At 40.2% G+C, this 13,110-nt stretch carries 13 protein-coding genes; 5 read left to right on the forward strand and 8 right to left on the reverse strand.

Annotation, left to right across the window (positions count from 1 at the left end; genetic code table 11):
- Window positions 1–275: 275 nt before the first annotated feature.
- From TW85_RS21530 to TW85_RS21545, 4 genes are all read left to right on the forward strand, one after another.
- Window positions 276–1,856 (forward strand): inorganic phosphate transporter, encoded by a 1,581-nt coding sequence (locus tag TW85_RS21530; protein ID WP_046019223.1) that lies wholly within the window; start codon window positions 276–278, stop codon window positions 1,854–1,856.
- 141 nt (window positions 1,857–1,997) lie between these two features.
- Entirely contained in the window at window positions 1,998–2,714 is a 717-nt protein-coding gene (locus tag TW85_RS21535) for a hypothetical protein (RefSeq protein ID WP_046019224.1), read from the forward strand.
- Between the two features lie 81 nt (window positions 2,715–2,795).
- On the forward strand, window positions 2,796–3,575 hold the full coding sequence (locus TW85_RS21540; RefSeq protein WP_046019225.1) for a hypothetical protein: 780 nt from the start codon (window positions 2,796–2,798) through the stop codon (window positions 3,573–3,575).
- 119 nt (window positions 3,576–3,694) lie between these two features.
- Complete coding sequence (locus TW85_RS21545; RefSeq protein WP_046019226.1) at window positions 3,695–4,315, forward strand: LysE family translocator; 621 nt, start codon at window positions 3,695–3,697, stop codon at window positions 4,313–4,315.
- Window positions 4,316–4,370: 55 nt separating this feature from the next.
- Here the strand turns inward: TW85_RS21545 and TW85_RS21550 are convergent, their stop codons facing one another.
- The 3 genes from TW85_RS21550 to TW85_RS21560 all read right to left on the reverse strand — a co-directional run bounded on the left by TW85_RS21550 (window position 4,371) and on the right by TW85_RS21560 (window position 7,125).
- On the reverse strand, window positions 4,371–6,314 hold the full coding sequence (locus TW85_RS21550; protein WP_046019227.1) for a DNA topoisomerase III: 1,944 nt from the start codon (window positions 6,312–6,314) through the stop codon (window positions 4,371–4,373).
- 65 nt (window positions 6,315–6,379) lie between these two features.
- Entirely contained in the window at window positions 6,380–6,859 is a 480-nt protein-coding gene (locus tag TW85_RS21555; RefSeq protein WP_046019228.1) for a universal stress protein, read from the reverse strand.
- Window positions 6,860–6,939: 80 nt separating this feature from the next.
- Entirely contained in the window at window positions 6,940–7,125 is a 186-nt protein-coding gene (locus TW85_RS21560; protein ID WP_046019229.1) for a hypothetical protein, read from the reverse strand.
- A 153-nt stretch (window positions 7,126–7,278) separates the two neighbouring features.
- Between TW85_RS21560 and TW85_RS21565 the strand changes: the two genes are divergently transcribed.
- The gene (locus tag TW85_RS21565) at window positions 7,279–7,899 is read left to right on the forward strand and encodes an FKBP-type peptidyl-prolyl cis-trans isomerase (RefSeq protein WP_046019230.1); all 621 of its coding nucleotides are present in this window, start codon (window positions 7,279–7,281) and stop codon (window positions 7,897–7,899) included.
- Between the two features lie 100 nt (window positions 7,900–7,999).
- Here TW85_RS21565 and TW85_RS21570 read toward each other — a convergent pair whose 3' ends face one another.
- The 5 genes from TW85_RS21570 to mnmA form a co-directional block, all read right to left on the reverse strand.
- The gene (locus TW85_RS21570) at window positions 8,000–8,416 is read right to left on the reverse strand and encodes a GNAT family N-acetyltransferase (protein ID WP_046019231.1); all 417 of its coding nucleotides are present in this window, start codon (window positions 8,414–8,416) and stop codon (window positions 8,000–8,002) included.
- Between the two features lie 9 nt (window positions 8,417–8,425).
- Window positions 8,426–9,616, reverse strand: coding sequence for a cupin domain-containing protein (locus TW85_RS21575; RefSeq protein WP_046019232.1), 1,191 nt, complete (start codon window positions 9,614–9,616; stop codon window positions 8,426–8,428).
- 102 nt (window positions 9,617–9,718) lie between these two features.
- Window positions 9,719–11,092 (reverse strand): adenylosuccinate lyase, encoded by a 1,374-nt coding sequence (purB, locus tag TW85_RS21580; RefSeq protein WP_046019233.1) that lies wholly within the window; start codon window positions 11,090–11,092, stop codon window positions 9,719–9,721.
- 225 nt (window positions 11,093–11,317) lie between these two features.
- Window positions 11,318–11,947: a high frequency lysogenization protein HflD gene (hflD, locus tag TW85_RS21585; protein WP_046019234.1), complete on the reverse strand. Its 630-nt coding sequence runs from the start codon at window positions 11,945–11,947 to the stop codon at window positions 11,318–11,320.
- 12 nt (window positions 11,948–11,959) lie between these two features.
- Window positions 11,960–13,105, reverse strand: a complete 1,146-nt coding sequence (gene mnmA, locus TW85_RS21590) for a tRNA 2-thiouridine(34) synthase MnmA (RefSeq protein ID WP_272947179.1) — start codon at window positions 13,103–13,105, stop codon at window positions 11,960–11,962.
- Window positions 13,106–13,110 lie beyond the last annotated feature (5 nt).

Consider the following 13,110-nt stretch of genomic DNA (forward strand, 5'->3'; position numbering starts at 1 on the left):
TAAATTTTATGATCAGACTTCAAAAGAGGCCTAAATTGGCCTCTTTTTTTATGTCACAAACATGTAATAAACAAAGGTTCTAACGCTTTTTATCTGTTTTTGCTCAGTGTAGAATTGCCGCCGTTACAATTTCATGACGAATTTGTTTCAGCCCAATATAAATGCCAAAGATTCAATATCGATTGCATGGATTGCGACCTTAATAAGCCAAGGTCGAAACTGATATTGAGAATAATGACTTTGGTACCATTTAATTTAAATAGAGAAGACCCAGAATGGATCGTGCAAAATCAAATTCTGTAACAACTAACTCGTCACTTCTTGGAAGTGATCTTGTTCGTCTAATTATTGCTGTTGCCTTTGTGGTAGCAACAGGTTTCTATGCCTCAATGAATGGCGAGAGTATCTCAAACGTTTCTATTCTAGCAATTGCTGCTGCAATTGGTGCCTATATGGCACTGAACATTGGTGCTAATGATGTAGCGAACAATGTTGGCCCAGCGGTAGGCTCACAAGCTCTAAGCATGACAGGCGCTATTTTGATCGCCGCTATATTTGAAGCATCTGGTGCTTTGATTGCTGGTGGTAGTGTTGTTAGTACCATCAAAAAAGGAATTATTAACCCGAATGCCATTGCTGATAGTGCAACCTTTATTTGGGTAATGATGGCCGCTTTATTAGCTGGCGCAACTTGGCTTAACCTAGCAACTTATTTAGGTGCACCTGTTTCTACGACTCACTCTATTGTGGGTGGTGTGTTAGGTGCTGGTATTGCTGCTGGTGGTTGGGGAATTGCTAACTGGGGGCAAATGTCTATGATTGCTGCTAGTTGGGTTATTTCACCTGTATTAGGCGGACTTATTGCAGCTTCATTCCTTATTTATATAAAACGATCTGTTACATATCAAAACGACATGATTGCTGCTGCTCGCAAGGTCGTGCCTCTATTGGTTGCTTTGATGGTTTGGGCTTTCTCTACTTACCTAATCATGAAAGGCCTTAAGAAAATTTGGAAAACAGATATTGTTACTGCTGCAATGCTTGGTTTTGCGATTGCAACAGGTGCTTATTTATTTGTTCGTCCGATTGTAGCGAAAGCGTCTGCCAGCCTGAAGAATCATAAAGACAGTGTTAACAGCTTATTTACTATTCCTCTGATTATTTCTGCTGCACTACTAAGTTTTGCACACGGTGCTAACGATGTTGCTAACGCAATTGGGCCGCTTGCTGCGATTAACGATGCACTAATGTCTGGTGGCATTTCTAGTAAGGCAACGATTCCATTATGGATCATGTTAGTGGGTGGTATTGGCATTGCGTTTGGTCTAGCGCTTTATGGCCCTAAACTGATTCGTACTGTTGGCTCGGAAATTACTGAACTAGATAAAACTCGTGCTTTCTGTATCGCGATGGCTGCTGCTATCACTGTAATCATTGCTTCTCAGCTTGGCTTACCTGTGAGTTCTACTCATATTGCGGTTGGTGGTATCTTTGGTGTGGGCTTCCTACGTGAATACCTTAAAAAGTCATATGAGAAAAAACTGGCTGAAATCATTGAACACTCAGAAGATGCTGGTCATGACAAAGATGAAACGAATAGCTTTGTTACACGCTTTGAAGCGGCTGATGTGGAAGGTAAACGTGCAATCTTACGTGAACTTAAGCAACTTAGAGATGATTCACCTATCTCTAAGAAAGAGCGTAAAGGTTTGAAGAAAGCAACTAAACAAGAACTAGTTAAACGTTCTGCTCTGTTTAAAATCGCAGCAGCATGGGTTATTACTGTTCCTGCATCAGGCTGTCTAGCAGCTATATTGTTCTACATGCTTGTTGGTTTTAACCATATTAATGGTTAATTTTTCCAAGTAGTCATTGAAAGGCCAGCTTATGCTGGCCTTTTTTGTAACTAAGTTTAGCGGAATGATATAAACTGAAGGGTAGTGTAAACAAAGTTACACTCAGTTTTCTTGTTTTTACGATTTTGAGTTAAGTCATTTATGGATAATCTGCTAATCATAGTCACCTTTGTACTCTTTGTGTCAATTCTAATTATTGGTTCACAATTAGCTCGTATTATCGGTGCACGCAGAAGAGCGCAATTATTAGCGGATAACTTATTGCAAAAACGCTGTGATCGTATTGCTGGCATTTTACATTTGATCTCTGATCGTTATATGCCAATTCAAACTAAGATGATTCTGACAGAGTTTTTGATAAGTGGTTTGACTCACTTACAGAAGATGAACAAAAAAGAGAGTCATGAAGCGACGCTGAATGAAATGACTCACGTAGCCAGTTTAATGAAAGCAGGGAAATATACGCTTAACCAGGAAAGAGTGTCTTCTAAGGCTCATCTAGATAAGGTCAATGAAGGCTTGACCGTGCTACCCACTTTTTTAAAAGGTTTAACGACGCAAGGACAGCTTGATAAAGGGATTGCCCTTAAACAAGTTGAGCAAATCCGCTTTATGAGGCAGTTAGCGACAACTGATTTTTTATCTCACATTGCTCAGCAGGATTTGGATGCAGATAGGTTAAGTCAAGCTAGGGAGAGGTATTTGAGTGCTTTAGCTGGTTTAGAAAAGTTTGTATCAGTTGAAAGTTCAAAAGAGGAAATTGAAAAGTTGCAATATAAAATAAGTCGATTGGATCAAAAATTGCATACTAAGATGAAAGCTCAAAAACAAGAACATACAGCGACTAGGTCAAACTAAAGGCTTAACTTAGGAGCTGATAACAAAAATGGTGAGATTTAAGATTATGCTATTGTTACTGTCAATCGTCAGAGGCTTCTAATGTCTTCATTTATTATCATTGGATTATTAGTTGTTGGCATTGGCTTTATTGGCTTTGTCGTAACCCTGCAGATGAAGGAGCAAGCTAGGTTAGAGAAGTTAAGAAAAGTCGCGATGCTGAATAATCAAACGCGACAAGTACGTCATTATCTTGATGACTTACCTCCTCAGTACCAACCAAAAGATATGCGACTTTGGCTCTATTCTCGTTTAGTTGGTATTCATGACGAATTAATGAAATTAGCCCCCGATGAGAAGCTTGTTAAACGCCGCAGCCATGTGGTTGAAGAAATGGAAAAGTTTCAAACTAGCAAGCAAAGACGCAAGGCAAAGCCCATCAATGATGAGTTATTGATTATTAATATTCGTCGTTTGTTGGACTCTTTCTTTACCTTTATTCAACAATCTAAAGAAGATAAAAAACTCGATCCAGACTCCTTCCACAAATATGGACAACTCATTGGTTTTTATCGTTATAAGTTGAATGCTGATCACAAGGCCTACCAAGCTCGCCAATTTTTTTTAACGGGTAAGTTACAAGAAGCCGTTGATATGTATCGTACTGCCGCAGGTGAGTTAGAAGAAATTGAAGAAACACCAGAAGCAAAAGAGGCCATGAATAAATACAATTCAGCGGCGGATGAAATAGAAAGTGATCTTAAGTTACAGCAACAAGAAGCTGAAGCTGCGGCTGAAGATCAAGAGGAAGAAGACGGCCTTGATGATGAGTGGAACAAGTTCATCGAAGAAGGGGAGTTTACTAAGAAAAAAACCTTCTAACTCTGTTTGTTTCTTTAAGTACAACAGCCTAAAATTATTTAGTTTCCCTAACTAACTAGTATTGATTTTTCAGGACTTGCATGAGACCTTAGCCTTGTTAATTTACCTATGAGGCTAATATGGAAATTGCACTACTAACAGTCTTTATTCCCACCTTTTTCTTTGTTTCTCTAACACCTGGTATGTGCATGACACTTGCCATGACAATGGGCATGACTATTGGTGTTAAGCGTGCTTTATGGATGATGCTTGGTGAGCTTATTGGTGTGGGATTAGTGGCGGCATTAGCTGCGGTTGGTGTAGCAGCGCTATTATTAAATTATCCTAATTTCTTCTTGGCTTTCAAAATTCTTGGTGGACTTTATCTTGCTTATATTGGTGTGCAAATGTGGCGCTCAAAAGGCAAGATGGCAATACAACTTGAACAAGAAAAAGAGCAGGCGAGTCGAAGGGAGCTTGCTCTACAAGGTTTTGTTACAGCCATTGCCAACCCTAAAGGTTGGGCATTCTTTGTTGCGCTGTTACCACCATTTTTAAACCCAGAGCAAGCACTCACATCTCAGTTGATTACACTGATTAGTGTGATTCTAACCTTAGAGTTTATTTGCCTCATGATCTATGCAAGTGGCGGTAGAACATTACGAACCTTGCTACTTCAATCTAGCAATGTAAGGGCTATGAATCGTTTTTCTGGTAGCTTGATGGTAGGGGTAGGAGCTTGGTTAGGCCTTGGTAGCTAGGCATAACGCTGACTCATAAATATCGTAAACACACGAAATTAAAAGCCTAAGACAGTTAACTTGTTTTAGGCTTTTTTGTGTACTTTGCCCCTGCTTTTTTACGGTAAGTGGATTTCTTTTTATAAGGTTTTTTGCTTGGACTAGGCAGTGTGGCAAAGACTTCAACATTAGTTGTTTTAGCTTGCTCAATGAGCTGAACTAAATTTGTTTGTAGCTCATCCATGAAATTTAAGTAGGAGCCACTGCCTTGGCAAATATCATTTAGGCCTGCTTCCCATTTCGCTGTCATATCGGGTGTGATTAAGCTCTCTGGTAAACTATTAATAAGGGCTCTACCTGTTTCGGTGGAGATAATATTTTTGCCCTGTCGTTTTAGGAAGTTTCGACGAAAGAGTAATTCAATAATCCCTGCTCGTGTTGCTTCTGTGCCCAAGCCATCGGTTTCTTTTAAAATAGCTTTAATGTCTGCTTGTTTTACATAGCGGCTAATACCTGTCATGGCAGCAAGTAAGCTCGCATCAGTAAAGGCCGGTGGCGGTGTTGTCACCTTAGAAATAAGCTCTCCTTTATGACAAAACAAGACATCACCTATGGCAACTTTAGGCAAGATATTGCCTTCTTCCTCATCTTTCTTTTTCTCTGGTAACAGTGCTTTCCATCCTTGCGAAAGGCTAGTATGGCCTTTACTGCGAAATAGACCTCCCGCAATAATAAGTTCAATAATTGAATCTAGGTACTCATAGTGAGGATAAAACTGCATCAAGTATTGTCGAGCGATAAGCTCATACAGTTTTTTCTCTGATTGCGATAAGCCGTCAATATTCGCTTGTTTAGCTGTTGGGATAATAGCGTGGTGTGCTTGTACTTCTTTATCGTTCCAAGCCTTAGAGCGTTGGCTGGTATTGGCTTTATTTAACTTATCTTGCCATTGTGGCAAGTTGTTTCTCAAACTGTTAATAACACCTGATGCATCTTTAAATTGTTCGTTCGGTAAATAACGACTGTCGGATCTTGGGTAAGTAATCAGTTGATGTCTTTCATACAGAGCCTGACAGGTATCCAGTACCTGTTGAGCTGACATAGAAAAGGCTTTAGCTGCATCTATCTGTAAGCTGGAAAGGCTATAGGGTAAAGGAGGTGCTTGACGCTTATTCTTATATTGCGCTTGATGCACTTTAGCGTCTTGTCCCTGAATGCGCTTTATCACATTTTCAGCTAACGCTTTATTTAACACTCTACCTTCACTGTCCATATGAAGCGTGCAAGCTTCACTCGGAATCCACTTCGCTTTAAAGGCTTCATTTTTAGGTGTTTCTATATTGGCTAAGACTTGGAAGAAGTCTTTAGGGGTAAAGTTTTCTCTTTCTGCGTCTCTTTTTACGACTAAACCTAAAATAGGAGTTTGTACTCTCCCTATTGATAGTACGCCTTGATAGCCGCCTTGTTTACCTTTAATGGTATAAGCACGGGTTAAATTAATACCGTGTAACCAATCTGCTCTGGCTCTGGCTAAGGCAGATCTTGAGAGCGCTGAAAACTCTTTATTTGATCGTAATTGACCCAGTGATTTTTTCACAGCAGAAGGGGTAAGGTCACTAATGAGTAGGCGCTGGATATTATCTTGTTTTGCTTTTGATACTTTTAGATAGTGTATAACTTCATCAACTAGAAGCTGTCCTTCTCGGTCAGGATCTCCTGCATGGACTAATTGGCTAGATTTCTTGATGAGCTTTTTAAGTACATTAAGCTGCTTTCGAGTTTTGCTTTTTTCTTGCCATTGCCAAGTTTCTGGCACAATGGGTAAATGATCCAATTGCCAACTTTTATAGACAGGGTTGTATGCATCAGGCTCGGCTTGTTCTAGAAGGTGGCCAATACACCAGCTCACACAATCGCCATTAGGGAGCCAGATACAGCCATCTTCTTTCTTTTGCGGCTTAGGAAAGGCTGAGGCGATAGCACGGGCTAGACTGGGTTTTTCGGCAATATAGAGAATCATGTAAGACGGCTACTGTGTTTTTATACAGTAGCAGTCTATCTAAGAAGTAATTTAAAGGCCAGTAATTATCTTAATGGGATAACCATAACAGGCACTTGGCTTTGATGAATGACTTTGTTTGCAGTTGAGCCAATGATCATTTGGCCAATTTTGCTGTGGGTTCGGCTGTTCATAACAACAAGATCCACTTTATGATCTTCAACGGCATGTTTAATCGCGCTGCTTGCATCTTCTTGAATAATTAAATATTCAGGCTTTTCTGGAAGCTCGTTATCATTAGCATGGTTTTCATAAAAGATGGTGATTTGAGTCTCCATTGCATCTTTAACGCTATTGAGTGCTTCTCGTCTAAGTGATTGTAACTCTTCAATTGGCAAGTAGTTATTTATCATGCTCTGAGCCTGGTGGTTCATAGGTTCTATGGCATGCATGAAAATGATTTTGGCTTTTTGGCTGGCTGCTATCGACATCACAAGAGATAAAGATTCTTGTGTTTTATCTTCTAAATCACAGGCAAATAGAATGGTTTTAACTTGAGGTAACATGGCTTAACTCCGTTTGGCTATCTTGGTTATAGTGTATGCCTAGGGGAGTTAAAAGTGCTGACTTACATCATAAGCAGGTCTTATTTGAGATTTAATTGAGCACTCTTTAAAGATGGGCTTGGATTCGCTTCTTGGTAGCTATCATAGAAGAAGCTGCTGCTTGCTATGATAAAAATTGCACAGACAAAAGCAATATCCCAAGCTGGGCTGCTAGGCTTAATTTTTTGTGGATGATTTGAAATTTGATTAAAGTCAGAGAGTTTCATTTTGATCGTCCTAATTGAATAAATAAATTATAAATGATAATCAATATCATTCAACATTTTTTTAACAAACTTGCATGTTTTTGCGCTTCGGTTCTATTAAATGACTGTGATATGATGCCCGCTTTATTTATTTAATGAAGAGAGTGAGAAATTATGTCTGAACTATCGTTCGACTCAAAAGAAGCTAAAATTGGCTATGGTATTGGTCGTCAAATCGGTGATCAATTAGGTGGAAGTGATCTAGGTGATATTTCTCTACCTCACCTTTTTGCTGCAATTGAAGATTCCCTAAAAGGTGCAGAAATGCGCGTTTCTGGAGAAGATCTAGAAGCTGCTTTTGCTAGCCTACAAGAAGAAATGGAAGCTAAAACATTAGCTGCTTCTGAAGAAACGATTGCTGCAGGCGCTGCTTTCCTAGAAGAAAACAAAGCGAAAGAAGGCGTTCAAATCACTGAAAGCGGTCTTCAGTACCATGTTGTTGAAGAAGGTACAGGCGCGACTCCTACAACTGAGTCTACTGTACGTGTTCATTATGAAGGTCGTCTAGTTGACGGTCAGGTTTTCGATAGCTCTATCGCACGTGGCGAGCCAATTGAATTCCCAGTAACTGGCGTAATTGCTGGTTGGACTGAAGCGCTTCAGTTGATGAAAGAAGGTTCTAAATACCGCCTTACTATCCCAGCTGAATTAGCTTACGGTGCTCAAGGCGCTGGCGCTATGATCAAGCCTCACTCTGTGTTGGTATTTGATGTTGAATTGATTGCTGTAGTGTAATTAATTTGATTATAAAAAAAGCGAGCTTAGGCTCGCTTTTTTTATGTGTTTTATTGCTTTTAGGTACTGCTCTAGAAATACGTTTTTAAAGGTCGTTAACCTAAATCTCTCTTTCCATCAGTACGTGTAGGATGCCTGACTCTAGAAAAATTTTCCCATCCGTACTAAAGCCATGGCGCTCATAAAACACTTGAGACTCAGTTTGAGCATGGAGAAAGATACGTTTTAAATCCATTTCTCTAGCAACTTGAATCGCTTTGCGTAATAGCATGGTTGCATAACCTTGACTACGATAAGCTGGAAGTACACTAAGGCGTCCAATTTGCCCTTCTGGCGTTAGTCGACAAACCCCCGTTGGCACTGCTGTTGTGCCAAAAGAAACGAAATGTACCGCATCTTCGTCTAGGTTGTCCCACTCATCTCTTTCATCAATACCTTGCTCTATGATGAATACTTGTTTTCTGACAAAGCTAAGTTGAGCCTTGCTGCTTTCCCAATCTGTGGTGAGTACTTTCATGTCTAATCCCTATTCTTCTGCTGGCAGATGAACCACACCTTGTTTACTTATTAAGAAGCTTAACATAGGTAATATATCTTTGTGTTTGTCTGTTTCAAGGGTACTGAAATCAAATTCTACTTGATCACATATAGCATGAATAAGTGGCTCAAGTGCTTGGTCTATCTCGATTTTTGTACCATTACAATAAAGTTGAATAAGTGCGCTATCTGGCGCTGCATGATAACAAATACGCGCATCACCTGGTCTAAAGAAAGGGACACCTTTAAGTGCGTCTTCAAGGCTTGCTTGAGTGTCTTCTTGATTAAGGTCTCCATGAAACTCAGGATACTTTACCTCACTCATGTAAGTTCCTAGCCAGTCAGCAAGCATCTCAGGTTGATCAATCATGGCTTTTAGCTCTTGTTGTAAATAGCTAATGTCAGAATGATGTATCTCTGCATGATGAGGCTCTTCATGATCCGATGGTGAGCTAAATCTGTGTTTCTCATTATCTACTTCACAAATTTGATCTCTAATACCTGTCAGTACCTCTTGCATGCTTGGTGCTCTAAAGCCAATTGAGTAGGTCATGCAGTCATCATCGAGAGCACGCCCATTATGAGCAAAGTTTGGTGGTAGATAGAGAATGTCACCGGCTTCAAGTTCCCAGTCTTGTTCTGGGTTTGCTTTGAAATCAGGTAAGATATGTAGATCTATATCTTCAATAGCTTGATCCTGATAAGCATCAGGAGCAAGAACTTGCCAGCGCCTTTTACCACTGACTTGAACAAGGAAAACATCGTATTGATCATAGTGAGGGCCAACGCTGCCGCCTTTGGTTGCATAGCTCACCATAACGTCATCTAAGCGCCAACTTGGTAGAAAGCGAAAACGCTCTTTAAGCTCTTGAACCTCAGGTACCCAGTGGTCAACGGCTTGAATAAGTAAAGTCCATTCTTGTTCTGGTAACTGTGCAAAAGTCTCCTCAGTAAAGGGGCCTTTTATTGTCTGCCAAGGTGTTTTGCCTTGTTCAATAACAATACGAGATTCAACCTCACTTTCCATTGCCATGCCTGCAAGTTCATCGGCCTCAAGTGGTGGTTCAAAATCAGTTAAACCAGCTCGAATAAGAAGCGGTTTCTTTTGCCAATAATCGCGTAAAAAAGTATTCGCGCTCATACCACCAAGAATGGAAAGGGGAGTATCAAGTGTTGTCATAAAAATATGTTATTTCGCTAAGGTTATGAATGAGAAAAAGCCGAGTAAGTCTCTTACTCGGCTTTTCAAAGTGTTAATTATATAAGGAGTTAACCCTAAAAATTAATTTTTTATTGCTTTAGCTTGCTCTGCCGCATTACCAATATAAGTTGCAGGAGTTAGTTTTTTCAACTCTGTCTTAGCATCTTCTGGCATTTCTAATGTATCAACAAAGGCTTCGATGGTCGCTTGATCGATAGCACGGCCACGAGTTAGCTCTTTTAGCTTCTCGTATGGAGACTCAATACCGTAACGACGCATTACAGTTTGAATCGGCTCAGCCAATACTTCCCATGCTGCATCTAGATCTTGCTCTAGACGTTCTTTGTTGATTTCTAGTTTGCTAATACCTTTTAAGCTTGCTTGATAAGCAATCAAGCTGTGGGCTAAACCAACACCTAGGTTACGAAGCACTGTTGAGTCAGTAAGGTCACGCTGCCAGCGAGAAACTGGGAGCTTAGCGCTTAAATGCCCCATAATCGCATTAGCGATACCTAAGTTACCTTCTGAGTTCTCGAAGTCGATTGGGTTAACTTTATGAGGCATGGTAGAAGAGCCAATTTCACCCGCTATGGTTTTTTGCTTGAAGAAGCCCATAGAGATATAAGCCCAAACATCACGGTCGAAGTCCAAAAGAATTGTATTGAAACGACTGATCGCATCGTAAAGCTCAGCAATGTAATCATGTGGTTCGATTTGTGTTGTGTAAGGGTTCCAGCTAAGGCCCAGAGAAGTTACAAATTTCTCAGCATGTGCTTGCCAATCTATATTTGGGTACGCTGAAAGGTGGGCGTTGTAGTTACCAACAGCACCGTTAATTTTGCCTAAAAACTCAACGGCTTGAATTTGTTTGAACTGACGAGACAAGCGTGCTACCACGTTAGCCATTTCCTTACCCATGGTTGATGGTGATGCTGTTTGACCATGTGTACGAGAAAGCATAGGTTGTTCAGCATGTTCAAGAGCAAGGCCTTGAATCGCTTCGATTACATTTATTAGCTCTGGCTTGATCACATCTTCCAATGCTTCGCGTAGCATTAGGGCATGAGATAGGTTGTTGATGTCCTCAGATGTGCAGGCGAAATGTACGAACTCAGACACATTGTCTAGTTCAGTCAATGCTTTCATCTTATCTTTGATGAAATACTCAACTGCTTTCACGTCGTGGTTAGTTGTTCTTTCAATGTCTTTGATCGCTTGAGCATCTGCTTCACTGAAGTTTTCTGCAAGTTGATCTAAGAAGTTAGTTGCTTCTTGGCTAAGTGCTGGTACTTCTTGAATTTGTTCGTGAGCAGCAAGGGCTTGTAACCATCTTACCTCTACTAGAACACGCATTCTTAATAAACCGTATTCACTAACAGAGCGACCTAGTGAACGAGTTTTTGAACCATAACGACCATCTATTGGGGAAATAGCATTTAAGCTAGTTAATTGCATTGAAATAACGCCTCGACCGTGGATTACTGAGTGGTTTTCAGGGAAGGGCTATTATAGGGAAAAGCCTAGAAGTATGCTATCACTGGCCTTTTTAATATGGTCAGATACTTAGTTTTTTTGGTGAGATTTTGGTTATTTTTTAAGATGTGAGGTGAGACTGAAATTAGGTTTTCAGTCTCATGAAAAATGCTTCTTTTGTAGCAGTTCTTTTGATGAAATTAAAGCTTATTTAAAGTTGTTTAAAGCCGCTAAAATAGGTTTACGTTTAAAAATAAGGTGCCAGCGGCGACCACCTAATTGACGCCATAGCATAGCCGCTCTAACGCCTGCCAATAAGCTTGCTCTAACTTGGTCTGAAACCAAGCTTTGTTGCAAGTAGCGACTGTCGCCGTGTACTTGGATGCGAAAATTTAGTTTGCTCAGGTTATCCTGATAAATACCAGAAATAGCAGCGAGCATATTAGGATGTATCATATCCTCGTAATGTTCTTTTTGACGCTCTAGTTGGCTAATTCTTTGACCTAAAGCTGATAGCATGTCTGGTTGTTTAGCAAGTTTAGATTCTAAGTGTAAAATACTTAACGCATAACGAATGGTGTCAGGGTTAACACTGGTCTTGTCTTTACCTATGGTTTTTTGGCAAATCTCATTACCAAGTTGTAAATTATCAAATAGTTGCCAATTACCACCATAGATTTCATCTGTGCTAGTTACGTTTATTTTTAATAAACTATCTAATAACGGGCGTAAAGAAGCTTCAGGTGCTGTACCGTTTCTAGCTAATTGTGAGACGAGTTCTGCAGCTTGAAATAAAGCGCTTAATGCAATTGCTTGGTCGTTTACTTGTGTGCTCATTCTTTATTTAACCTAGTTATTCTTATTAAATGCGCGATTGATAATGCCGCCACCAAGACATTCTTCATCAAGATAAAATACAACTGATTGGCCCGGTGTAATCGCTCTTTGCGCTTCAACAAAACTCACTTCAATCGAACCGTCTGAGTTTGCCGAAATGGTGCAATCTTGATCTGCTTGACGGTAACGACACTTCGCTTTACAAGTTAATGGCAACTCAGGCGCTTTTCTTGCCACCCAATCCATATTGCTAGCATTCAAATGGGTTTTATATAGAGGCTTGTCGTCACTGCTTTGTGTTACCAATAACACGTTGTTCTCTAAGTCTTTTTCAACCACATACCAAGGCTCGTCTGAGTAGTTGGCTAAACCACCAATACCCAGTCCTTGGCGCTGGCCTATGGTGTGGTACATAAGGCCAGAATGACGACCTATGGTATCGCCTTCTAGAGTTTTTATATCGCCAGGTTGTGCTGGTAAATACTGCTCTAAGAAGTCTTTAAAACGACGTTCACCGATAAAACAAATACCAGTACTGTCTTTTTTGTTATGGGTAATAAGGTCATGCTCTTGTGCCAAACGACGAACTTCAGGTTTTTCTAATTCACCAACAGGGAACAAACTCTTTGCAATTTCATCTTTGCCAACAGCATAAAGGAAGTAGCTTTGATCTTTGTTATTATCAAGACCTTTTAATAGCTTAGCTTGGTTATCATCGTGAGTTCGTCTGACATAGTGGCCTGTTGCTATATAGTCAGCACCTAAAGCGTTGGCATATTCTAAAAAGGCTTTAAACTTAATTTCTTTATTACAGAGTATATCTGGGTTTGGTGTTCTACCGGCTTTATATTCTTCTAGAAAGTGCTCAAACACATTGTCCCAGTATTCTGCGGCGAAATTGGCTGTATGCAGTTTGATACCAAGTTTGTCGCAAACACTTTGGGCATCGGCAAGGTCGTCTTTTGCAGTACAGTATTCTGTACCATCGTCTTCGTCCCAGTTTTTCATGAATAAGCCTTCTACCTGATAACCCTGCTGAATCAAAAGTAGCGCGGATACAGATGAGTCAACACCACCAGACATACCAACAATGACTTTGGTGTTTTCGTTTGGGGTAGCTAGGTTTTCAGTAGTGGAAGGTGTTGTGCTATTCATCATTTAAC

The sequence above is a fragment of the Marinomonas sp. S3726 genome (assembly GCF_000967665.1).
In the GTDB taxonomy this organism is placed as follows: domain Bacteria; phylum Pseudomonadota; class Gammaproteobacteria; order Pseudomonadales; family Marinomonadaceae; genus Marinomonas.